Origin of the sequence: Streptomyces reniochalinae (genome assembly GCF_003323735.1) — a bacterium.
Lineage (GTDB): Bacteria > Actinomycetota > Actinomycetes > Streptomycetales > Streptomycetaceae > Streptomyces > Streptomyces reniochalinae.
This window is the reverse complement of the sequence record NZ_QOIM01000040.1, coordinates 175,304-196,710: the sequence shown is the minus strand read 5'-3', so window position 1 is coordinate 196,710 and position 21,407 is coordinate 175,304. Positions and strand designations below refer to the sequence as shown.

The following is a 21,407-nucleotide window of genomic DNA, read 5'->3' as shown; positions in this document are numbered from 1 at the left end:
CGATCCGGCTCAGGTGTGTCGCCGCCGGCTTCGGCGATCCGGCCGGCCCGTAGACGTCCCCACCCCCACGGCTGGACCCGGTGCCCGCGCCGCCCGGCGGCGTACCAGTGGGAGTACGTTCTCGCCGAACCAGTAGACCTCTTCCAGGTGCGGGTAGCCGGAGAGGACGAACTCCTCGATGCCCGCCTCGCGGTACCGGGCGATCAGGTCGGCGACCTCCTCGTGGCTGCCGACCAGGGCCGTGCCCGCGCCGCCGCGCACCAGCCCGATGCCCGCCCACAGCCCCGGGTGGATCTCCAGGTCGGCCCGGGTGCCCCCTGCTCGACCGGGTCCGGGGGCGCTGGGAAGCGCCCCGCCGTGCAGGGCCAGCATGCGCTGCTGGCCCTCGGACTCGCTGCGGCGCAGGCCCTGTTGGGCCCGCGGCACGGCTTCCGGGCTGGAGCCCTCCAGCAGCCGTTCCGCCTCGGCCCAGGCCAGCTGCGAGGGCCGGTTCTGCGGCCTGTCGCACGCGGCGGTGGGACGGCGGGCGGCCTGTCGCACGCGGGCGCCGGGGACGGCGGTCTACTTCACGCCACCGCCGGAACGGCCCGGGCGCTGTGCCGTTCTCGTGCGGCGAGGGCTTCGGCGACGGCTGCGGCCACCCCCGCCTCCGCCTCGCCGCTGAGCCGGACACCGCCGACACCGCCGAGACCACCGGCGCCGCCGTCGGCCGCGTCCCCGGGCTCGGTGACGAGGTGCTCGTCCAGCACGAAGCGGCCCCTCAGCTGGGCGTGGCCGCCCAGCGCGGCCAGGACCGGACACAGCGCGTAGTCCAGCGCCAGCACGTGTGCGCGGCTGCCGCCGGTCAGCAGCGGCAGCAGTTCCTTGCCGTGCAGCGCGGTGCGCGTAAGGACGTCGAGGAAGGTCTTGAGCAGGCCGCTGTAGGCCGCCTTGTAGACGGGAGTGCCGATCACGACGGCGTCCGCGGCCGCGACGGCCGCGAGCGCCTCGCGGAGTGCGGGGTGGGTGTGGTCGGCGGCCAGGAGCGGCGCTGCCGGCAGGTCGCGCACGGCGAGGTGCCGTATCTCGTGTCCGCCCTCGCGGCCCAGCCGTGTGCCCACCTCGCGCAGCAGCCGCTCCGTGCGGCTGGAGGGTGAGGGGCTGCCCGCGAGGGTGAGGATGAGTGCCATGTGGGGTCCTTGGTCGGTCCTGGTCGGCCCGTTCTCCCGGGGCGCACGGGGCGTGTGGCCCCGGGAGAACGGTGTGGGTGCGGGCGGGGGAGGCTACGGCGTGTACTTGTAGCCGACGCGCCGCACCGTCACGATGCGGGCGCGGTAGCGCGCTCCGAGCTTGCGCCGCAGCCGGGCGACGTGGACGTCGACGGTCCGCCCGTCCCCGACGTGCTCCCCGTACCCCCACACTCCGCTGACGAGCTGCACCCGGGTGTGCACCCGGTGCGGCTGTTCCACGAAGTGCGCCAGCAGCTCGAACTCCAGGTAGGTGAGGTCGATTTCGGTACCGTCGACGTGGACGGTGCGCCGCTCGCGGTCGACGCGGATGCCCTCGGCGGCGGGCAGCCGCAGCACGCGCGGCGGGCTCTCGGCGAGGACGGCGGCCCCGGCGGTCATCGGGAGGCCGCCGCGGGGGTGTAGTGGCCGGCCTCGTCGCCCTCGACGACGTGGCTGAGCGCGCCGTCCACACCGACGGGCACGTCACCGGCGACGGTCACCCGGTGCAGCCGCCTGGGCAGGTCGCCGTAGTCGTCGGGGGCGTAGTGCTGGGTGATGCGGTTGTCGAACAGCACGAGGTCGCCGGGTGCCCAGGCCCACCGCACGGTGTTCTCGGGACGGGTGACGTAGGACTGGAGGATCCGCAGCAGGTCGCGGGACTCCTCGGTGCCCAGCCCGACGAGGCGCTGGGCGAACCCGCCGATGAACAGACCGCGTTCGCCGCTGACGGGGTGGACGCGCACCACGGGGTGCGCGGTCTGCCAGCGGCGCGCGGTGAACACCTTGCGCCGCTCGGCCGCCGCCTGGTTCTTCGGTTCGGCGTAGTCGTGGTCGTTGGTGTGGACGGCCCAGAGCCGGTCGGCGAACGCGCGCAGCACTTCGGGCAGGTCGGCGTAGGCGGCCGCCGCGTTGGCCACCAGCGTGTTCCCGCCGTAGGGCGGGACGACGAGGCTGCGCAGCGTGCTGACCGCGGGCGGGGTGCGCACGAAGGTGACATCCGTGTGCCACCGGTTGGCGCGTACGCCCTCCTCGCCGTCGACGGGCAGGATGTGGGGCTGTCCGGCCACGGAGGGCACGGTGGGGTGGGCGGTGGTCAGTTCGCCGAAGAGGGAGGCGAAGCGGATCTGGTCGGCGTCGTCGAGGCTCTGGTCGCGGAAGAAGAGCGCCTTGTGGGCGAGGAGGGCGGAGGTGATCTCCTCGACGAGGTGGGGGGCGAGCGGCTCGGACAGGTCAACGCCGAGGACTTCGGCGCCGATACGGCCGCCGACGCGGCGGATGTCGAAGCTGGTCATGGGAGGGGGTTCCTTTCGGTGAGCGGCGGGGTCAGGCGGTGCGCCACGAGGTGAAGCGGCGCTCCAGCGCGACGAGAAGCTGGTTGAAGGCGACGCCGAGCGCGGAGACGGTGAGGATGCCGGCGTACATCTGCGGCCTCGTCGATGCTGTGGGTGATGAAGACGACGGTCTTGCCGGTGCGCCGCCACACGCGCAGCAGTTCGTCCTGGAGGGATTCGCGGGTCTGCGCGTCGAGCGCGGCGAACGGCTCGTCCATCAGCAGGACGTCGGGGTCGCAGGCGAGGCTCCGTGCGAGGGCGACGCGCTGGCGCATGCCGCCCGACAGCTCGTGCGGGTGCCGGTCGGCGAACCCGTCGAGGCCCACCAGGCAGAGGTACTCGGCGGCTTTCTCCGCGCGCTCGCGGCGCGGCGTGCCGCCCGCCTCCAGACCGAACTCGACGTTGCCGCGCGCGGTGCGCCACGGCAGCAGCGCGTAGCTCTGGAAGACGGTGCCACGGTCGCGTCCGGGGCCTGTGACGGGTGCGCCGTCCAGCAGGACACGGCCGCGGGTGGGGTGGGTGAGCCCGCCCAGCAGGTCGAGGAGGGTGGACTTGCCGCAGCCGCTCGGGCCGACCAGGACGCTGAACTCGCCCGGAGCGATGTCCAGGTCGATGTCCTGGAGCGCGGTGAAGCGCTCGGGGGCGGTCCGTGCCGTGCGTGCGCTTCGGAGGGGGAAGGTCTTCCCGACGTGCTCGAAGCGGATCTTCGGGGTGAGGGAGGAGGGCATGGGTCAGCTCCCGGAGCGGTCGCGGTGCGGTTCTGCGGTGTGGTTGTAGGCGTTGGTGTAGAGGTCGGGAACGTGCACCCGGCCGGGTGCGATGTCGCCGCGCCGCTCCAGCCAGCGGGCCCACAGCGACAGCTCGTCGGGGGCGATCCGCCCCGCGCGGCCCGCGACGCCGTAGGAGCGCCAGTAGCGCAGCGGTTCGGTGTCCTCACTGCGGTCGCGGCGCCGCACGATGCGCACCATCCGCTCGACGACCTCCTCGCGCGGGGTGCGCCGCGACCACTTGAGCGCCCGTCCGACGCCGGTCACGAAGGCGCGTGCCTGCCGCGGGTGGGCTTCCAGGTAGCGGTCGGCCATCACGTAGGTGCCGGCGCTGAAGGAGCCCAGCAGCCGGTGGTCGTCCAAGAGGGCGCGGATGCCGCCGCGTTCGCGTGCCTTGTCGCGCAGGATGTCGGTGAGGACGGCGACGTGGACCTGTCCCTGGCGCAGCGCCTGTTCGGTGTTGACGGGCGGCAGGGCGAGGCGCTCCACCCGGGCGGCCTCGTCCGGGTGGAGGCCCTCGCGGGCGAGGTAGGTGTCGAGCACGGCTTCCGCGTGGGCGCCGAGGGTGTTCATCGCGACTCGCTTGCCGATCAGGTCGCGGGCCGAGTGCAGGGCGCTGTCCTTGAGGACGTAGAAGCCGCTGTAGCGCTCCTCGTCGACGCCGTAGTAGCTGATGACGGCCTTCACCGGTGCCTTGGCTGCGGCCATCTTGACGACGGCGCCGTTGAACGCGCCGCCGAAGTCGGTGTCACCGGCGGCGGCCGCCTGGATGTCCTGAGGGCCGCTGGTGGTGTTGCCGACCCACTTGAGGGTGAGACCTGGCAGGTAGCCGAGGTCCTCGGCGAGTTCGGCCGGGGTGACGGTCCCGGCCCAGCCCTGGTAGCGCAGCGTGTCGGCGGGGACGCGGGACCTGCCGGAGGCGCGCCCGCAGCCTGCCGTGGTGGCGGCGGCGAGGGTCGTCAGGCCGGTGAGGGCGAGGAACTCCCGTCTGCGGAGCTGGTGAGGGCGCACGGGTGCCTTCCGTTGCGTTGCGGTGTGCGACGGCGCGCGGACGTTCCGTGCCGGGTGTGGGCCGTCCGCGTCGGGCGCACGGTCCTTGGGGCATGGCTGTCACTCGCGGTGCGGACGTGTCCGTGCGGGCCCTGGCCCGGCGCGGCCCGGCCGGCTGGGCGTGCGGGGCCTTACGCGGCGCGGGGGCCGTGGCGGACGTGGGGCGTGCGGGGGTCCGCCGCCGTCGGCGAGGAGGGAAGAGGTGAGCTGCGGGCGCGCGTCAGGCGCAGGCGGGGGCACACAGGGCGCTGGCGTGACGTCGCAGGTCGACGTGCAGGCGCGCTACGAGGTTCCGGTACTGGCTCACGGCATGTGAGCCTGCCAGCCGCGCCGCGGGGGCGTCAACGGGCGCCGTGTTAAGTCCGTATGAACCGCGCGCGGGCGTGTGCGCGGCGGCCGGGTGGCGCCGTGAGGGTCCCGGCACGGCGAAGGCCCGCCGTGCCCCGTGGGGGGAGGGCACGGCGGGCCTGGTGTTGCGCTTACCCGGAAAACCGGGGTTACGCACAGAAGGAGCTCACAATTGACCGTGAAAGGCGGTCACTTGACCACGCGGAGGAGCTTGTCGGTCGTCCCCTTGGCCGGATCGGTCACCGCTGCGGCGGTGGCGCCCTTGGTGAGTGCCGCGGTCACCTGTGCCGGGGTGGCGCCCTTGTGGCCGCTCAGGTAGACGGCGGCGGCTCCGGCCACGTGCGGGGAGGCCATGGAGGTACCCGACATGGTGGCGGTGCCGGTGTCGCTCTTGTTGCTCGCGGAGACGATGTCGACTCCGGGGGCGAAGAGGTCGACGAGCTTGCCGTGGTTGGAGAACTCCGCCTGCGCGTCCTTCTTGTCCGAGGCGGCCACGGTCAGCGCCTCGGGCACCCGGGCCGGCGAGGAGGTGGAGGCGTCGGCGCCCTCGTTTCCGGCCGAGACGGCGTAGCTGACGCCGGAGGAGATCGAGCGCTGTACGGCGGCGTCGAGGGCCGCGTCCTTGTTGCCGCCCAGGCTCATGTTCGCGACGGAGGGGCCTTTGTGGTGCTCGGTGACCCAGTCGACGCCCGCCACGGCCAGCGCGGTGGTGCCGGAGCCCTCGTCGTCCAGCACGCGTACGGCCACGATGTCGGCCTTCTTCGCGACGCCGTACTCGGTGCCCGCGACGGTTCCCGCGACATGGGTGCCGTGGCCGTTGCCGTCCTGGGCGGTCTTGTCCTCGTCGACGGCGTCGTAGCCGTAGGAGGCACGGCCGCCGAAGTCCTTGTGGCTGATGCGCACGCCGGTGTCGATGACGTACGCGGTCACCCCGGCCCCCGCGCCCGAGGGGTAGGTGTAGGTCTTGTTCAGCTTCCCCGACTTCTGGTCGACGCGATCCAGACCCCAGGAACGCGGGTTCTTCTGGGTGGTGGCCGTGGTGGTGATGCGCTGGTTCTGGAAGACCTGGGCGACCTGGTCGTCGGCGGCGAGGCGCCTGGCCTCCTGTGCACTCATACCGGTGGCGTTGAAGCCGTGGACGGCTGAGCGGTAGGTGCGCGCGACCTTGCCGCCGTACTCGTCGGCCAGGCCCTTGCCCGCGCTCTCGACGCGGGTGGCGGAGGTCTTGCCGTGCGCGGAGCCGCCGTTCTTCAAAAGCACGATGTAGCTGCCCTTGACGGCGTCGTGGGAGCCGGCCCCGACGACGGTGGCCTCGGCGGGTGCCGCGCCCGCCGGGAGGGTGAGGAGGGTGGCGCCGCCCGCGAGGGCGACGGCCGCTCCGATCGCGAGGGATATCCGGCGTTTGGTGTTGCGGGCCACGTGCGTTGCCATGCGGGGAGCGCCTCTCCTGGTGTCGTGTGGGGGGTGACGGTCCAGCGCCCGCGAGTGGGGCGCCGGGCCGTCGCCGACTGGTTCGAAACCCTGTCGGATTGGCGCGCGCAGCTCAAGTTCTCCGTGCGGGTGTGACACACGCAACGGGTGAGGCTGGTGGTGCGGTCGGTGTTCCGAGCGAGGGCGGACGTGGCCGGTTCAGGACCGCTACGTGTCCGCCAACCGCTCACAGGGACGGGCTACTTGGGCACGCGCAGCAGCCGGTTCGGCGTGCCGGCGCCGGGGTTGGCGATGGCGTCCTTCGTCGCCCCGTCCGTCAGCGCGGTGGCGACCTGCGCGGGGGTGGCCGTCTTGTGCTCACTCAGGTAGAGCGCCGCGGCTCCCGTGACGTGCGGGGTGGCCATGGAGGTGCCGTATCCGGCCATGGAGGCGGTGTCGCTCTTGTTGCTGGCGGAGACGACGTCGATGCCGGGCGCGTAGAGGTCGACGCTCTTGCCGTAGCTGGAGAAGTCCGTCTGCTCGTCGTCCTGGTCGCTCGCCGCCACGGTGAGGGCCTCGGGGACGCGCGCCGGGGAGGCATCGCTCGCGTCGTTGCTGTAGTTGCCCGCCGCGACCACGCAGGTGATACCGGCGTCGACGGCGCGCTCCACCGCCTCGTCGAGCGCGTAGTCCTTGAAGCCGCCGATGCTCATGTTGGCGACCGCGGGGCCGTCCTCGCCCCCGTGGTCCTCGATCATCCAGTCGATGCCCGCGACGGCGGCGGCCGTGGTGCCCTTGTTGTCGTCGCCGAGGATGCGCACGGCCACCAGATCGGCCTTCTTGGCGATGCCGTACTTCGTGCCCGCGATGGTGCCTGCCACGTGGGTGCCGTGGTTGGCCCCGTCCTGCGCAATCGTGTCGTCGTCCACCACGTCGTAGCCGTTCGCTGCGCGGCCGCCGAAGTCCTGGTGGCTGACGCGGATACCGCTGTCGACGACGTAGGCCGTGACGCCGGCGCCCGCGCTGTCGGGGTAGGTGTACTTGCCGTCCGGTTTCGTCGCCGCCTGGTCGACGCGGTCCTGTCCCCAGGAGGGCGGGTCCGTCTGGGTGGCCTGCGCGCGGATCCGCCGCACCTGCACGACCTTGGCGACCTTGTCGTCCGCCGCGAGGCGCCGCGCCCCCTGCGCGCTGAGCCCCTCGGCCGCGTAGCCGGTCAGCGCCGCGTGATAGGTGTGCTCGACCGTGCCGCCGTACTCGTCGGTGAGGCTCTTCGCCTCCGTGGCCGCCTGCGCCCTGGCGGCCCCGGCGCCCTTGTCGAGCACCACGATGTAGCTGCCCTTGACGGCACCTTCGGCGTCCGCGCCCAGGACGGTGCCCTCCTCGGGAGCACCCGCGCCGGCGGGCAGGGTGAGCAGTGTCGCCCCGCCCGCGACCGCGAGCGCCGCGCCGAGCGCGAGGGATATCCGTCGTCTGGTGTTCCGTGCGCCGTGAAGTGGCATGCCCAGTGAGCCTTTCGCTGATGGCGGCTGACCGATCCGGTGTCGGACCGGTCGAATCCTTGTCGGATTGCCGTGTACGGCTCAAGTGGCATGTCGTTCTGTGACAGACGCAACACCGCCGAGGGACAGCCGCCCCACGCGCCCGCCAAGCCCCGCGACCACTGCCCGGCATCCGCGCCGGCCCTCCGGGCGCGGTGACTCAGCTGGTCAGCTCGATGAGGCGCTGGACCGTGCGCCAGTTGCGCCCCGTCATGGTCAGCCGGGGCCGCACGCCCTCCAGCGCGGGCACCAGTTTGCTGCGGCCCATCCCGTGCGGGAAGTGACAGTAGACGGCACGTCCCACGTGCCGGTACTCCTCGGGTGCGAAGGCGTCCGCGTCCAGCCCCGCGAAGTGGTCGGCGGCCGGCTCCTCCTCGATGAACAGCACCAGCAGCTTGGCCGGATCCAGCTCCGCGACGGGGAGGGGGCAGGCCGCCGCGACGGCCCGCAACTCCTCGCCCGTCCGCACCAGGGCGGGCACCTCCACGCCGAACCGCTCGGCGACGGCCCGCTCCAGGACGGGGCGCGGGTCCTCCTCGTCCGCGGTGAACACCGCGTTGCCGCTCTGCAGGTAGGTGCGCGCGTCACCCCACCCGAGTTCGGCCATGACCGTGCGCAGCTCGGCCATGGGCACCTTGTTGTGCCCCCCGACATTGACCCCTCGCAACAGCGCGGCATACCTCGTCATGCCGTACACCGTATGTGCCGTAGCGGTTGCGTGGGGCTACGAGACGGGACGGGAGTCCGCCCAGAAGTGGTCGAACTCCTCTCGGTAGAGCGGGAAGAGCGCCCCCTCCACGTCGTAGTCGCCGGACACGTGGCGGCCCGGGCCGCGCAGGACGAACGCCGGGGTCTCCATGCCGCGCGAGTGGCGCAGATAGGACTGGACGACGGCCAGACCGTCGGAACCGTCGCCGTCGACCAGGTAGGCGCTGAAGCGCGGGGTCTCGTCGAAGACGTGGATCTCGAACGCGCCGGCGTCCCGCAGCCGCGAGCGCACCCGCCGCATGTGCAGGATGTTGGTCTCCACCGAGCGGGCCAACTCGCCCTTCTTGAGGCCCAGCTCCCGCTCCCTGCGCCGCAGCGCGCTGCTCGCCGGGTTCATGAACAGCAGCCGCACCCGGCATCCTGCCTCGGCCAGTCGTACGAGCCGCCGCCCGCTGTAGTTCTGCACCAGCAGGTTGAGCCCGATGCCGATGGCGTCCAGCCTGCGCGCCCCGGCGAACAGGTCCTCCGCGGGCAGCTGGCGTTGCAGCCGTACGCGATCGGCGTGGACACCGACCACGTCCGCGAACCGGTCTCCGACCAGCTCCTCGACGGCGTCCACGGGCAGCCTCTCCACCGAGGCGGCGCCCCGCGGGGCCGCGCCCAGCACCTCCAGCAGCCTGCGGCACATCCGTTCGGCCTGCGCGAGCACCGTCTCGGACAGCGCGCGGTTGCGTGCCACCGCGCTGCGGGCGACCTCCAGCTCGTCCAGCGCCAGCTCCACCTCCCTGCGGTCGGCGAAGTACGGCTCGAAGCAGGGCCAGTGCTGCACCATCAGCTCGCGCAGCTGCGGCAGGGTGAGGAAGGAGATGAGGGTGTCGTCCGCCGGATCGAGCAGATAGCCCTTGCGGCGGCTGACCTCCCGCACGGCGACGGCCCGCTGCACCCACTCCTGCCCCGCGGGGCCCGCGGCGGCGATGACCCACTCCTCGCCGTGCACCGGCTCGTAGATCGGCCGCAGCACGGCGGAGACGACCGCGCGCATCCGCTGTTCGACCAGATTCAGCCACACGTAGGCGCGCCCGGCGCGCTGCGCCCTGGTGCGGACCTGCGCCCAGTCGTTCTCGTCCCACCCCACGTCCGCGCCGATCTCCATGGGGCGGGCCAGCGGAACGGCGCCCGGCTGGAGCCCGGCCTCCCCCAGCCCGCTCCTGGGCGGCACACCCGTTTCCCAACCGCCCGGCGGGTCGTCGGCCGTCCCGTCCTGGGCGGCGGCTCCGCCACCGTCCGGCCCCTCACCGCCGTCACCTGGGGGGAGTTCGTACCCTCCCGAGCCCAACTGCGCACCGCCTTCCGCACCCCGGTCCGACCCCCGCTGTTCGATCAAGGAAGACTACTGCGGCCCTCTCACAGCCGCACCCGTAACCCCTGTCAACTTCGGGTGCCCGTACGCGCGCACGGGCTCAGGAGACGGCCGGGCCCCCGCTGGTCCGCCGCAGAGGCGAACCCGCAGCGGCGTCGCGACGGGGCCGAGACACTCCTGTGCGGGCCCTGCCGGGGCGCGCGTACTCCTTCCGGGTACGGGACAACGCACCGACAAGGCCCCGTACTACCGCCTCGGGGACGCTCCGCGCTACCGCGCCGACACGACCGGCACGGGGAATTCACCGCTGATCCCCAGGCCCCACGACTCCCAGCAGGCCCGGGCGCCGCCGTCGGCTCGGTCCGAGCGCCGGCCGCGTCATCGCCCCGCCCCATGTCCACCTCGGCGCCCCGGGCAGGAAGCAGCCACATGGTGGGTCGAGTCCTGAACAGTTCTCGGCGCGTCACTTCCGCCAGAACAGGTGGTGCACCACCCCGCTCGGGCTCGGGACCACGTCGAGGTGGAAGCGGTCGGTCAGCTCGTCCGGGGACTCCCACAGCCTGGCACCGGAGCCGAGCGTGATCGACGGGGCCACCACCACGTGCAAGGTGTCCACCAGGTCCGCCTCCAGGAAGGCGCGGATCGTCGTGGCGCCGCCACCCACGCGGACGTCCTTGCCCTGGGCCGACTCCTTCGCCCCCTCCAGGACCTTGGCGGGGTCGTCGTCGACGAAATGGAAGGTCGTGTCCGACAAGGTGAAGGACGGGCGGGTGTGGTGGGTCATGACGAAGACCGGGGTGTGGAAGGGGGGCTCGTCGCCCCACCAGCCCTGCCACTCCTCGTTCTCCCAGGGGCCGCGCTGCGGACCGAACTTGTTGCGTCCCATGATCTCGGCGCCGATGTTGTGGTCGTAGTCACGGATGAAGTAGTCGTCCAGGCCGCGGCTGCCTCCCGGCTCCGTGCGCATCTTCCAGCTGGCCGTGGCGCCGGCCCAGCTCATCAAGCTCATCGGATCGGCGTGGCCGAAGGGCCGCTCCAGGCTCTGCCCCTCGCCCGCGCCGAATCCGTCACTCGAGACGGTGAAGTTCTGGACCCGCAGCAACTGCGTCACGGTGCCACCTGCTCCCCTTCGGTGATCTGTGATCATCGTTGTCGGAAGGGTAGACCCGCGGGAACGGGAAAAGTCATCGCAGCGGTGACCGCGGCATCAGCGCGATCTCGTCCGTCCGCTCCGGCCGGGTCAGATCCCGCCCGTACTCGATGGCGTGGTTCACCAGCGTCCCGCCGGTGTACGGCGCCCACCCCCTGCGCGTCAGCCGGTCCTCGCCCCAGGCGCGGCCGCCTCCCACCCCGGACCGGCGCACCATCGAACCCCACGGACCGGCGCGCCATCGAACTCCCGGACCGGCGCGCCGCATACGGCTCACTTCGCCATCACAGGACATGCGCGCCTCCCGGCGCGGTCACCCGGCCGACGAGGCGGGCGCGAGCGCGCCGCCGTGCCCGTCCCGCGCCCTCTCAGGACGAGCCGCCCAGGCGAGCGCGCACGCCGCGGCGGCGGTGCCCACCGCGATCCCGAAGGCGGCGCCGGGACCGTACCCCTCGGCCACAGGGCCCGCGGCCATCAGGGCGAGGGCCTGTCCGCCGATGACGCCACTGGTCATGAACGCCATCGACTCGCCCATCCGGGAGGCGGGCACCACCCGCTCCGTGAGGGAGAACAGCGTGATCAGGTGCGGGGCGTACGCGCTGCCGAGGATCACCACCACGAGGTACAGCCACCCCAGGCTGTGCACCACCAGCAGCGGCAGGGCCAGCACCAGGGCGGCACAGGTCGCCGCACGCCACCGGGCCGTGAGCGTCACGGCGGGTGGCACCGAAGCCATGGCGAGCCCGACCACGGCACTCATCACGCCCATGGCGGCGTAGACCAGCCCCGACTGGCCGGGGGCGCCCAGTTCCTCGGTGAGCGCCGTGATGCCCGCCTGGCAGGCCCCGAACATGGCGCCCTGCAACGCGGCGGAGGCCCGCAGCGCGTAGACGGTTCCGCGCCGCCGGTGCCTCTCCCCACGCCCGGCCCCGGCACCCGGCCGGCCGCTGCCCGCGGGCCGGGGGACTCGGAGGCCGCCGCCAAGGGGAAGGGCGCCCACGCGGCCCCCGCGCGCCGGTGCGACGGCCCGCGCCGTCGGATGCAGCGCGAACGCGACGCCGCACGCCGCGAGCAGCGCCGCCGCCAGGCCGAGCGCCACCGCGGGGTGCGCCACCGTCGCGGCGATTCCCACCAGCGCGGGACCCAGCACGAACGAGGTCTCGTCCAGGGTGCCTTCCAGTGACAGCACCCCCGATACCGTGCGCTCGTCCGCTCCCCCGCGCCGGGCGAGCGCGACCATGCGGGAGCGCGACAGCGGGCCCACCTGCGGCACGCTCAGTCCGACGAGGACGCCGAGCGCCACAAGGCCCGCGGTCGGCGCGTGGCCGAGCGCGCCGGTGACGAGGCCGGTGACGGCGCACGCGTTCAGGAGGGCGGCGACCAGCACGACCGGACGCTGTCCAAGCCGGTCGGCCAGTCGCCCGACCACGGGCCCGCCCGCCGTCTGTCCAGCCGCCAACGCGCCCCCCACCAGACCTGCGGTGGCGAGGCTGCCGCTGGTACGTGCCACCAGCAGCAGCGAGCCGAGCTGGCACATCGCGGTCGGCAGCCGTCCCAGGAACGAGACGGCGGGCAGGAGTGGCCCCCCTCCCAGGCCGATCACCGTGCGGTATGTCGTCACCAGTGCTCCAGCCATCGCCCGACGCTAACCCGCGTGGATCACGCCCCGGCACGCACAGGACGCACGAAATGGCCCCGGGCGGGTACGTACGTTCGCATGACACGCCGGGGTGTTCCGCCCGTCCAGCGACGCCGCTACGCGAGCGGCCGCCCCTCGGTCAGCAGGCGGAGGAAGGCGTGCGCGGCGCCCGTCGGCTCGGAGCGGCAAAAGGCCGTCACCGGGCGGCGCCAGGGCGGTCCGACACCGACCAGCTGGTCCGCCGGAACCAGCGAGGTCGCCAGGTGGGCGGAGACCAGGCAGACGCCCGCGCCCGCGGCGGCCACGCGCGCGGCCGTCGTGGGATGCTCGACGCGCACGGCGGTGAGCGGAACGAACCCCGCCTGTCCGCAGACCCGGTCGAGGAACTGCTGCCCCTCGATCCACGGCTCCATCCCGCACCGCACCCAGCCGCGGCCGGCCAGCTCCTCCAGGCGCACCGGCTCGCCGCCGTCTCGCGCACGCCCGCGCAGCGGATCGCCGGGCGGGACGACGAGCACCACCTTCTCCTCGCCGACCTCCCAGGAGGGGCCCGGCCAGTCGGGCAGCTGGTAGCCGACGGCGAGGTCGGCGATCCCGCGGGCCATCCGCTCACGGAGCTCGTCCTCCGTCACGTACTCGCGCAGCCGCAGCTCCACGGCGGGGTGCAGCCGCCGCATCCGCGCGACCGCGTCCGTCAGGACACCGACGGCCAGACCGTGCACGGTCGCGATCTGGAGTTCGCCACCGCAGGACCCGGCCGCGGCCCGCGCGGCGCGGCGGGCCTGCCGGGCGCTGCGGACGGCCAGTTCGGCGTCGGGGAGGAACGCCCGCCCCATGGGCGTGAGCCGCACCCCGCGCGGCAGCCGCTCCAGCAGCGGGCCGCCCACCTCGCGCTCCAGAGCCTTGATCTGGTGCGAGAGCGCCGACTGCGTCACGTGCAGGGCCTCGGCGGCGCGGGTGAAGGACGTCTCCTCGACGACCGTGACGAGGTATTCCATCTGCCGCAGACTCACCAGCCGCCCCCCGCCTGTTCATGAGCGCTGTTCATCGCCTCCATAGAAGCATTGCGTTGGACTCATCTGCCAGCCGGAGACCAGGCTTGGCCCCATGAGCGGGAACAGCACAGATGTGATCGTCATCGGCGGTGGAACGGGCGGCTACAGCACGGCCCTTCGCGCCGCGCACCTCGGCCTGGACGTCGCATTGATCGAGCGGGATCTGGTCGGGGGCACCTGTCTGCACCGGGGCTGCGTGCCGAGCAAGGCGATGCTGCACGCCGCCGAACTGGTCGACGGGGTCTCCGAGGCCCGCGAGAGGTGGGGCGTGAAGGCGACGCTGGACAGCGTCGACTGGGACGCGCTCGTCGCCACCAGGGACGACATCGTCTCGCGCAACCACAAGGGCGTGGAGGGACAGCTGGTCGAGGCCGGCGTCACCGTGGTGCGGGGAACCGCCACGCTGGCCGGTCCACGCGACGTCGACGTCACCACCACGGCGCACGGGGCAGATCAGCGGTGGACGGCGCGGCGCGGTCTCGTGCTGGCGACCGGCTCCAGGCCGCGGACGTTGCCCGGGCTCGATCCCGACGGGGCGCACATCGTCACCAGCGACGACGCCCTCTTCGCTCCTGGCCTGCCGCGCAGTGTGCTGGTGCTGGGCGGCGGCGCGATCGGTGTCGAGTACGCCTCTTTCCACCGTTCCATGGGCGCCGAGGTCACGCTGGTGGAGGCGGCCGGGAGGCTGTTGCCCCTGGAGGACGAGGACACCAGCCGCCACCTGACCCGCGCGCTGAAGAAACGCGGCATCACCGTGCTGACGGGCGCCAAGCTGCTGGAGGCGCACCGCGTCGGGCCGGGCGTCGAGGCCCACGTCCGGCCGGCCAGGGGCGAGGGGACGACGCTCGCCGCCGAACGGCTGCTGGTCGCGGTGGGGCGGGTCCCGGTCACCGACGGGCTGGGGCTCGGGGCCGCGGGGCTGACGGCCGACGAGCGGGGGTACCTGCCGCCCGCGCGCTGGGACACCTTCGAGACGGCCGTCCCCGGCATCCACGTCGTCGGTGACCTGCTGCCGCCGCCCTCCCTGGGGCTGGCACACGCCTCGTTCGCGGAAGGACTGGTCGTCGCCGAGACGCTGGCGGGCCTGGCGCCGCGCCCCGTGGACTACGCGGCCGTGCCGCGCGTGACCTACTCCGGCCCGCAGACCGCCTCGGTGGGCCTGAGCGAGGCGGAGGCCCGCGCGGCGGGGCACGAGGTGCGCGCCAACGTGATGCCGCTGACGGCCACGGCCAAGGGCATGGTCCACGGCCAGGGCGGCATGGTGAAGGTCGTCGCCGAACAGGGCGGCGAGGGACGGGTGCTGGGCGTCCACCTGGTGGGCCCGCACGTCTCCGAGATGATCGCCGAGTCCCAGCTGGCCGTCGCCTGGGACGCCGCGCCCGCGGACATCGCGCAGCACATCCACCCGCACCCCACGCTGAGCGAGGCGGTCGGCGAAACGTTCCTCACGCTGGCCGGAAGGGGCCTGCACCAGCACGCGTGAGCCCGGCGCGACGGGCCCGTGCCACGGCGCACGGGCCCGGCAAACGAGCCGGCGCACCGGGGGCGCGGCGTGCAGCCCGGCTCAGGTCACCGGATTACCGGCCACCGGGTCACCGGGGAACGGCCGCCCTGTGCGGCTCGTCGTCCGCACCCGGCCCGCCGCGCTGCACCAGATGCGGGTCGGTCAGGTCGCCGTGGGTCCCCGCCCCCGCCGCGCGCTTCGTCGCGGACGACGGGAGGAACGCCGCGATCAGCAGGCCGAGGAGCGCGGCTCCCGAGGCGATGAGGAACGCGGTACGGAAGCCGTCCAGGTTGGGGACGCGTGCCGCGCCGAGCGGGCTGCTCATCCGGGCGAGGACGACACCGACCACGGCGCTCGACGTCGAGGTGCCGATCGACCGCATCAGCGTGTTCAGCCCGTTGGCCGCGCCGGACTCGGACGGGTCCACCGCGCCGAGGATGAGCGCGGGCATCGCGGAGTAGGCGATGCCGATGCCGACGCCGATCAGCACGGACAGCAGCACGGTCTGCCACACGGCGCTCAGCAGCATCGTGCCCAGCAGGTAGGAGGCGGCGAGGATCACCAAGCCGGTCATCAGCGACACCTTGGGGCCCCGCGCCTGGGACAGCCGCGCCGACAGCGAGGAGACGAGCATCATCGCGACGCCCATGGGCGCCACGCACAGCCCGGAGACGACCATCGACTGGCCCAGCCCGTAGCCGGTGGCGGCGGGCAGTTGGAGGATCTGGGGCAGTACGAGGGTGAGCGCGTAGAAGGCCAGCCCGACCATGATTGAGGCCAGGTTGGTCAGCAGTACCTGGCGGCGGACCGTGGTCCGCAGGTCCACGAGCGGGTCCTTGATCCGCAGTTCCAGCAGGCCCCACGCCAGGAGGATCAGCGCGGAGGCGCCCCACAGGCCCAGCACCGTCGGGCTGCCCCAGCCCCACTCGCCGCCCTTGGAGATGGGCAGCAGCAGGGTCACCAGACCGGCGGAGAGCCCCAGGGTGCCCAGCACGTCGAATCTGCCAGGGGTCCGCAGCGGCGACTCGGGCACCAGGAGGAGCACCAGCACCATGGCCACCGCTCCGATGCCCGCGGACCCGAAGAACAGCACGTGCCAGTCGGTGTACTGGGCGACCCACGCGGCCAGCGGCATCCCCAGCGCGCCGCCCACGCCCAGTGAGGAACTCATGAACGCCATGGCGGAGCCCAGCCGCTCGGGTGGCAGCTCGTCCCGCATGATGCTGATGCCCAGCGGAATGGCCCCCATGGCGAAGCCCTGCACGGCCCGCCCGGCCACCATGGGCACCAGGGCGGAGGTGAAGGCGCAGATCAGCGAGCCGAGAACCATCAGCCCGAGGCTGAGGAGCACGATCCGCCGCTTTCCGTACAGGTCACCGAGGCGCCCCATGATCGGCGTCGCGACAGCGCCCGACAGCAGCGTGGAGGTGATCACCCACGAGGCGTTGGATGTGGACGTGTCCAGCAGGGTGGGCAGTTGGGCGACGACCGGCACGATGAGTGTCTGCATGACGGCGACGGAGATCCCGCCGAACGCCAGGACAGGCACCAGCCACCGTCCGCCTCCCGTTCCCCGGCCCCCCGCTTCCCCCTCGGTGCGTATGTGCGCCCCGGCACTCGCTCCCACGCTCTCCCCCACGCGTCGACCCCGCCCCTTCTCTCTTCTGCTGTGTACGTACCGCTGTCTACCACTCACGTGCAGCGTACAAAGGAACTGCCGGGGGCCGTCCCGTATTCCGAGGGGAGAGACGAGGCACACAACGCGCCCCCGCGCGTTTCGCGCGCCGCCCTCCCGTGGTCCCGCGGTGCGCCTCGCCCGGTGACGTGCGCGACGCCCCTCGGCGGGAGGGCGGCGCGGGGCTTCAGTCGGTGCTCTCGCGCGGGACCAGCTTCAGCGAGACCGAGTTGATGCAGTAGCGCTGGTCCGTCGGGGTCGGGTAGCCCTCCCCCTCGAAGACGTGTCCGAGGTGGGAGCCGCAGCGGGCGCAGCGGACCTCGGTGCGGGCCATGCCCAGGGAGTGGTCGGTCAGCAGCTCGACGGCCTCGCTCTGCGCCGGGTCGTAGAAGCTGGGCCAGCCGCAGTGGGAGGCGAACTTGGTGTCGGAGCGGAACAGCTCGGCGCCGCACCCCCGGCACTGGTACACGCCGGTCGTCTCCGTGTCGTTGTACTCGCCGGTGAACGGCCGCTCCGTACCGGCCTCGCGCAGCACGCGGTACTCCTCGGGCGTCAGCTCCGCCCGCCACTGCTCGTCGGTCCTGTCGACTTCGTATGCCATCTCGGCTCGCTCCTCGGTGCTCACTCTGCCAGCTTGGCGAGGATCCGGGGCCCCAGATCGGTGACGTCCCCGGCTCCCATGGTGAGAACGAGATCACCGGACTCGGCCATTCCCGCGACGGCCGCCACCGCGTCCTCGGGCGCGTCGACCCCGCGCACCGCCGCCCCCGCCGCCTGCGCCGCGTCGGTGATCAGCGCGCTGGTGACGCCCGGGACCGGGTCCTCGCGCGCCGGGTAGATCGGCAGCACGACCGACCCGTCGGCCAGCGCCAGCGCCTCGCCCATCTCCTTGCCGAGCTCCTGTGTGCGGCTGAAGAGGTGCGGCTGGAAGACGACGAGCACCCGCCCCTCCCCCGCGCCGCCGCGGATGGCCTCCAGGTCGGCGGCCATCTCGGTGGGGTGGTGGGCGTAGGAGTCGATCACCTGCACGCCGCCGGTGAGCCCCTTGAGCTGGAGCCTGCGCTTGACGCCCGTGTAGGAGCCCAGCGCCCGCGCCAGGTCGCCCGCCGGGACGCCGAGCGCCGCGCCCGCCGTGAGCGCGGCCACCGCGTTGAGCGCGTAGTGCCTGCCGGGGACGGAGACGGCGAAGGTCAGCTCCGCGCCGTCGAGCACCACGGCGACCTCGCTGGTCAGCCCCTTCGGGGTGATCCGCAGGACCCGCACGTCGGCGTCCTCCGCCTCCCCGTACGTACGCACCGTGAGCTTCTGGTCGCTTTCGGTGCGCAGGCGGCGCGTCAGCTCCCGCGCGCCCTCGTGATCGGCGGAGACGACGAGCGTGCCGTCCTCCGCGATCCGCCCGGCGAAGACGCCGAAGGACTCGTAGATCTCCTCCATGGAGGCGTAGTTCGCGTGGTGGTCGAGTTCGACGTTGAGCACGATCGCCACCTCGGGCGCGTACTTGTGGAAGCTGCGGTCGCTTTCATCCGCCTCCGCCACGAAGATCTCACCCGTGCCCTGGTGGGCGTTGGACCCAGGACCCTCCAGATCGCCGCCGATCGCGTACGAGGGGTCCAGGCCCAGGTCGGCCAGGCTGACGGCGAGCATGGAGGTCGTCGTCGTCTTCCCGTGCGTACCGGCCACGGCCAGCGGCCGCAGCCCCGCCATCAGCGCGGCAAGCGCGTCGGCGCGGTGCAGCACCGGCAGGCCCCGCCGCCTGGCCTCGGCCATCTCCGGGTTGTCCTCCCGGATCGCGCTGGAGACCACGACCACGGTCGCGTCGGGCGCCAGGTGCCCGGCGGCGTGCCCGATGTGCACGGTGACGCCGAAACCACGCAGCGCGTCAGCCGTCGCGGACTCCCGCGCGTCGCTGCCCGCGACCCGCGCCCCCCGCACCGCCAGGATCTTCGCGATACCGGACATCCCCGCGCCACCGACCCCGATGAAGTGCGGCCGCTCCATGGCGGAAGGGAGGGAGGGAGTGACGGCAGCGGTCATACGTGCGTCTCCTGGCTGGCTCAACAACGGACTGCGGAACGCGCCCAGCCTATGCGGTAGGCCCCCGCCGCCACGCCGGCCCTCACTCCTCGTTGTGCGCGAACAGCTTCAGCACCGGCACCCCCACCTTGTGCCGGGCCCGCGAGGCCCAGTCCCGGTGGAAGAACTCCTCCACCAGGTGGGGGGCCGTCAAGACGATCACCTCGTCGGCGCGGGTCTGCTCCGCCACGGACTTGAGGACGTCGAGAGGGTGCTCGTCGATGATCTGCCCGACCGCCTCGGACCCCGCCTCTCTGAGCCGTTTGAGGGAGAGCTCGAGGAACTGTTCGGCGGGCCCGACGGCCTCGCCGCCCTCGGGCTCGTCGCCCTCGTGCACGACCTGGTCCAGCTCCCCGAGGGCCACGTCGTCCAGCGCCCGCAGCAACCTGTCCTGGTCACCGCGCGGCTGGAGGAGGACGACGAAGGAGACGGGCTCCTCGCCGTGCAGCGTCGTCACCATCTCCACGTCGGTCTGCACCAGCGGCTTCTCGATCATCAGCACTGTCGTGATCACGACGGGCGCCCCTTCTCCTGTCGGAAAGAAACCATCCTGCGCTTGTCAGTCTGCCCAGCAAGACGAAAAGCGGAACGTCTCATTCCGCTCGATCCGTGCCGGCCCGCGCCCTGCGGTACCGCGCGAAGAGGAACCCGCCCTCCTCCAACACCCCTTCGAGCGTGAACTCGTCGGGGTCGGGCAGCAGGGGTCCGTTCATGATCCGCGGAGCCGGGCCCGCCACGATCCGCGGGGCGATCGACAAGCACAGCTCGTCGAGTACCCCCGCGCCGGCGAACTCCCCCAACAGCTTCGGACCGCCCTCCGTCAACTGCCGCCGCAGGCCGTGCGCTGCCAGCGCCGCGGGCACCCGAGCCGGGTCCGCCGCCGCCCCCTCCCCCGCGAAGACCACCTCGGCGCCCGCCCGACGGGCGCGCGCCACCCGGCCCTCGGGCGCACCCCGTCCGGTCACCAGCAGCGTCGGCACGACGGGCTCGGTGAACAGGGGCTGCGTGAAGTCCAACTCCAGCCCTGCGCTGACCACGGCGATGGCGGGCACCGGCGCCTGCCCCAGCGCTGCGCGGCGGCCCGCGAAGCCCGAGCGCGGCTTCGCGGGGCGGTACCCCTCCTGCCGGACGGTCTGCGCGCCGACGACCACGACGTCCGCCAGCGCCCGCAGCACCCCGAAGATCCGCATGTCCGCCTTGCACGAGAGCGGCTGGGAGCGGCCCTGATGGTGGACGGCGCCGTCCAGCGAGGCCACCATGTTGCCGCGCAGCCACGAGCCGGCGCCGCCGGACCCCTCGCCCAGCGGCGGGTAGGCGTACTCCTCGGCGATCTCCTCAACGCTCCACTGGGGAGCGGTCCTGCGGTCGGTACTCGGGTGGAACAGGCGTCGCATGGGCCGCAGTGTGGCACGGCGCACGCCGGGCGGGCGGCACACCGCCCGCACCCGGCCGACTAGCATGACAATCGTGTCAACGACCGAAGCGCACATATCCCCAGCCGCCCCAGGACCCGCCGGCACCGCCGGGAACGGGGCCCCCGTCGCGCTCGCCGACCGCGAGCCGCACGTCCCGGCGGAGCAACTGGTGGCCGAGATGGTGCCGCCACCGCGCTTCGACGGTGTGCGCTTCGCCACATACATTCCCGATCCCGCGCAGCCCAGCCAGACCGAGGCGGTGCGGGTGCTGAGCGCGTTCGCCGACGGCCTCGGCGGCGGAGCGGGCCGTACGGCCGGCGCACGCAGGCGCTGGTTCCGGCGCGAGCCCAGGCAGCAGGCCCCCGAGGGGCCCCGCGGCGTCTACCTGGACGGCGGATACGGCGTCGGCAAGACACACCTGCTCGCCTCGCTCTGGCACGCGGCCCCGGCCGCGCCCGAGCGCAAGGGCTTCGGCACCTTCGTGGAGCTGACCAACCTGGTGGGCGCGCTCGGCTTCCAGCAGACCGTCCGCACCCTGGCAGAGCACCAGCTGCTGTGCATCGACGAGTTCGAACTGGACGACCCCGGCGACACGGTGCTGGTCTCCAGCCTGCTGGCGAGGCTCGTGGAGAACGGCGTGGCGCTGGCCGCCACGTCGAACACCCTGCCCGGCAAGCTCGGCGAAGGGCGGTTCGCGGCCGCCGACTTCCTCCGGGAGATCCAGGGCCTGTCCGCGCACTTCCGCACCCTGCGCATCGACGGCGAGGACTACCGCCACCGCGGGCTGCCCGAGGCGCCGGAGCCGTACTCCGACGACCAGGTCACCCGCGCCGCCCAGCGGACCGCCGGCGCCTCCCTGGACGCCTTCCCCGCCCTGCTCGGCCACCTCTCGCGGGTCCACCCCAGCCGGTACGGCGAGCTGGTCAAGGGCGTCGGCGCGGTCTGCCTCACGGACGTGACCCCGGTGCCCGACCAGTCGACGGCCCTGCGCCTGGTGGTGCTCGCCGACCGGCTCTACGACCGCGAAGTGCCCGTCGTCGCCGCCGGGGTGCCGTTCGACCAGCTGTTCAGCGAGGACATGCTCCAGGGCGGATACCGCAAGAAGTACTTCAGGGCGATATCCCGGCTGACCGCACTCGCCCGGGACGGCAAGGCGCTCGCGGACGCGTGACAATC

The 21,407-nt window shown here is 73.1% G+C and carries 20 protein-coding genes and 2 pseudogenes; 2 read left to right on the top strand and 20 right to left on the bottom strand.

Annotated features, from left to right (window positions below; genetic code table 11):
* Positions 1 to 9: 9 nt before the first annotated feature.
* The 15 genes and pseudogenes from DQ392_RS22715 to DQ392_RS22640 form a co-directional block, all read right to left on the bottom strand.
* Positions 10 to 483: pseudogene (locus DQ392_RS22715) on the bottom strand (hypothetical protein); the annotation flags it as partial.
* Positions 484 to 566: 83 nt separating this feature from the next.
* Positions 567 to 1,169: an NADPH-dependent FMN reductase gene (gene ssuE, locus DQ392_RS22710; protein WP_114017541.1), complete on the bottom strand. Its 603-nt coding sequence runs from the start codon at positions 1,167 to 1,169 to the stop codon at positions 567 to 569.
* Positions 1,170 to 1,262: 93 nt separating this feature from the next.
* Positions 1,263 to 1,631, bottom strand: a pseudogene (locus DQ392_RS22705) (winged helix-turn-helix domain-containing protein); the annotation flags it as partial.
* A complete protein-coding gene (locus DQ392_RS22700) occupies positions 1,604 to 2,500 on the bottom strand; it encodes a TauD/TfdA dioxygenase family protein (protein ID WP_114017539.1) in 897 nt (298 codons plus the stop codon). The pseudogene DQ392_RS22705 and the gene DQ392_RS22700, both read right to left, overlap by 28 nt.
* Positions 2,497 to 3,267 (bottom strand): ABC transporter ATP-binding protein, encoded by a 771-nt coding sequence (locus DQ392_RS22690; RefSeq protein ID WP_245981777.1) that lies wholly within the window; start codon positions 3,265 to 3,267, stop codon positions 2,497 to 2,499. The genes DQ392_RS22700 and DQ392_RS22690 overlap by 4 nt, the downstream gene beginning before the upstream one ends.
* 3 nt (positions 3,268 to 3,270) lie before the next feature.
* Positions 3,271 to 4,317 carry an ABC transporter substrate-binding protein gene (locus tag DQ392_RS22685; RefSeq protein WP_114017538.1) on the bottom strand — a complete coding sequence of 349 codons (1,047 nt, stop codon included), beginning with the start codon at positions 4,315 to 4,317 and terminating at the stop codon, positions 3,271 to 3,273.
* Between the two features lie 259 nt (positions 4,318 to 4,576).
* Positions 4,577 to 4,663, bottom strand: a complete 87-nt coding sequence (locus DQ392_RS36255; protein WP_341483331.1) for a putative leader peptide — start codon at positions 4,661 to 4,663, stop codon at positions 4,577 to 4,579.
* A 230-nt stretch (positions 4,664 to 4,893) separates the two neighbouring features.
* Positions 4,894 to 6,135 carry a S8 family peptidase gene (locus DQ392_RS22675; RefSeq protein ID WP_114017536.1) on the bottom strand — a complete coding sequence of 414 codons (1,242 nt, stop codon included), beginning with the start codon at positions 6,133 to 6,135 and terminating at the stop codon, positions 4,894 to 4,896.
* 239 nt (positions 6,136 to 6,374) lie between these two features.
* Positions 6,375 to 7,613 carry a S8 family peptidase gene (locus tag DQ392_RS22670; RefSeq protein ID WP_114017535.1) on the bottom strand — a complete coding sequence of 413 codons (1,239 nt, stop codon included), beginning with the start codon at positions 7,611 to 7,613 and terminating at the stop codon, positions 6,375 to 6,377.
* A 199-nt stretch (positions 7,614 to 7,812) separates the two neighbouring features.
* Positions 7,813 to 8,340 (bottom strand): DUF1697 domain-containing protein, encoded by a 528-nt coding sequence (locus DQ392_RS22665; protein ID WP_114017534.1) that lies wholly within the window; start codon positions 8,338 to 8,340, stop codon positions 7,813 to 7,815.
* 36 nt (positions 8,341 to 8,376) lie between these two features.
* Entirely contained in the window at positions 8,377 to 9,696 is a 1,320-nt protein-coding gene (locus DQ392_RS22660) for an SAV2148 family HEPN domain-containing protein (protein ID WP_114017533.1), read from the bottom strand.
* Between the two features lie 487 nt (positions 9,697 to 10,183).
* Positions 10,184 to 10,831, bottom strand: coding sequence for a dihydrofolate reductase family protein (locus DQ392_RS22655; protein WP_114017532.1), 648 nt, complete (start codon positions 10,829 to 10,831; stop codon positions 10,184 to 10,186).
* 73 nt (positions 10,832 to 10,904) lie between these two features.
* Entirely contained in the window at positions 10,905 to 11,087 is a 183-nt protein-coding gene (locus DQ392_RS22650; protein WP_114017531.1) for a hypothetical protein, read from the bottom strand.
* A 96-nt stretch (positions 11,088 to 11,183) separates the two neighbouring features.
* Entirely contained in the window at positions 11,184 to 12,506 is a 1,323-nt protein-coding gene (locus DQ392_RS22645) for an MFS transporter (RefSeq protein WP_245981776.1), read from the bottom strand.
* A 119-nt stretch (positions 12,507 to 12,625) separates the two neighbouring features.
* Complete coding sequence (locus tag DQ392_RS22640) at positions 12,626 to 13,507, bottom strand: LysR family transcriptional regulator (RefSeq protein WP_181856539.1); 882 nt, start codon at positions 13,505 to 13,507, stop codon at positions 12,626 to 12,628.
* A 109-nt stretch (positions 13,508 to 13,616) separates the two neighbouring features.
* Between DQ392_RS22640 and lpdA the strand changes: the two genes are divergently transcribed.
* Positions 13,617 to 15,047 (top strand): dihydrolipoyl dehydrogenase, encoded by a 1,431-nt coding sequence (gene lpdA, locus DQ392_RS22635; RefSeq protein ID WP_114017528.1) that lies wholly within the window; start codon positions 13,617 to 13,619, stop codon positions 15,045 to 15,047.
* Positions 15,048 to 15,156: 109 nt separating this feature from the next.
* Here the strand turns inward: lpdA and DQ392_RS22630 are convergent, their stop codons facing one another.
* The 5 genes from DQ392_RS22630 to DQ392_RS22610 all read right to left on the bottom strand — a co-directional run bounded on the left by DQ392_RS22630 (position 15,157) and on the right by DQ392_RS22610 (position 20,210).
* Entirely contained in the window at positions 15,157 to 16,671 is a 1,515-nt protein-coding gene (locus DQ392_RS22630) for an MFS transporter (protein ID WP_245981840.1), read from the bottom strand.
* Between the two features lie 259 nt (positions 16,672 to 16,930).
* Positions 16,931 to 17,344, bottom strand: coding sequence for a peptide-methionine (R)-S-oxide reductase MsrB (gene msrB / locus DQ392_RS22625; RefSeq protein ID WP_114017526.1), 414 nt, complete (start codon positions 17,342 to 17,344; stop codon positions 16,931 to 16,933).
* A gap of 20 nt (positions 17,345 to 17,364) precedes the next feature.
* A complete protein-coding gene (gene murC, locus DQ392_RS22620) occupies positions 17,365 to 18,777 on the bottom strand; it encodes a UDP-N-acetylmuramate--L-alanine ligase (RefSeq protein WP_114017525.1) in 1,413 nt (470 codons plus the stop codon).
* Positions 18,778 to 18,859: 82 nt separating this feature from the next.
* Positions 18,860 to 19,330 (bottom strand): indole-3-glycerol phosphate synthase, encoded by a 471-nt coding sequence (locus DQ392_RS22615; protein ID WP_114017524.1) that lies wholly within the window; start codon positions 19,328 to 19,330, stop codon positions 18,860 to 18,862.
* A gap of 79 nt (positions 19,331 to 19,409) precedes the next feature.
* Complete coding sequence (locus tag DQ392_RS22610) at positions 19,410 to 20,210, bottom strand: pyrimidine reductase family protein (RefSeq protein WP_114017736.1); 801 nt, start codon at positions 20,208 to 20,210, stop codon at positions 19,410 to 19,412.
* A 64-nt stretch (positions 20,211 to 20,274) separates the two neighbouring features.
* Here DQ392_RS22610 and zapE point away from each other — a divergent pair, with 64 nt between their 5' ends.
* Positions 20,275 to 21,402 carry a cell division protein ZapE gene (zapE, locus tag DQ392_RS22605; protein WP_114017735.1) on the top strand — a complete coding sequence of 376 codons (1,128 nt, stop codon included), beginning with the start codon at positions 20,275 to 20,277 and terminating at the stop codon, positions 21,400 to 21,402.
* The last annotated feature ends 5 nt before the right edge of the window (positions 21,403 to 21,407 follow it).

What these genes read in the sequence shown, in the direction of transcription:
- ssuE (WP_114017541.1), bottom strand. Translation starts at nt 1,169, where the DNA reads ATGGCACTCATCCTCACCCTCGCGGGCAGCCCCTCACCCTCCAGCCGC.
- DQ392_RS22700 (WP_114017539.1), bottom strand. Translation starts at nt 2,500, where the DNA reads ATGACCAGCTTCGACATCCGCCGCGTCGGCGGCCGTATCGGCGCCGAA.
- DQ392_RS22690 (WP_245981777.1), bottom strand. Translation starts at nt 3,267, where the DNA reads ATGCCCTCCTCCCTCACCCCGAAGATCCGCTTCGAGCACGTCGGGAAG.
- DQ392_RS22675 (WP_114017536.1), bottom strand. Translation starts at nt 6,135, where the DNA reads ATGGCAACGCACGTGGCCCGCAACACCAAACGCCGGATATCCCTCGCG.
- DQ392_RS22670 (WP_114017535.1), bottom strand. Translation starts at nt 7,613, where the DNA reads ATGCCACTTCACGGCGCACGGAACACCAGACGACGGATATCCCTCGCG.
- DQ392_RS22665 (WP_114017534.1), bottom strand. Translation starts at nt 8,340, where the DNA reads ATGACGAGGTATGCCGCGCTGTTGCGAGGGGTCAATGTCGGGGGGCAC.
- DQ392_RS22650 (WP_114017531.1), bottom strand. Translation starts at nt 11,087, where the DNA reads ATGGTGCGCCGGTCCGGGGTGGGAGGCGGCCGCGCCTGGGGCGAGGAC.
- DQ392_RS22645 (WP_245981776.1), bottom strand. Translation starts at nt 12,506, where the DNA reads ATGGCTGGAGCACTGGTGACGACATACCGCACGGTGATCGGCCTGGGA.
- DQ392_RS22640 (WP_181856539.1), bottom strand. Translation starts at nt 13,507, where the DNA reads ATGGAATACCTCGTCACGGTCGTCGAGGAGACGTCCTTCACCCGCGCC.
- lpdA (WP_114017528.1), top strand. Translation starts at nt 13,617, where the DNA reads ATGAGCGGGAACAGCACAGATGTGATCGTCATCGGCGGTGGAACGGGC.
- msrB (WP_114017526.1), bottom strand. Translation starts at nt 17,344, where the DNA reads ATGGCATACGAAGTCGACAGGACCGACGAGCAGTGGCGGGCGGAGCTG.
- murC (WP_114017525.1), bottom strand. Translation starts at nt 18,777, where the DNA reads ATGACCGCTGCCGTCACTCCCTCCCTCCCTTCCGCCATGGAGCGGCCG.
- DQ392_RS22610 (WP_114017736.1), bottom strand. Translation starts at nt 20,210, where the DNA reads ATGCGACGCCTGTTCCACCCGAGTACCGACCGCAGGACCGCTCCCCAG.
- zapE (WP_114017735.1), top strand. Translation starts at nt 20,275, where the DNA reads ATGACAATCGTGTCAACGACCGAAGCGCACATATCCCCAGCCGCCCCA.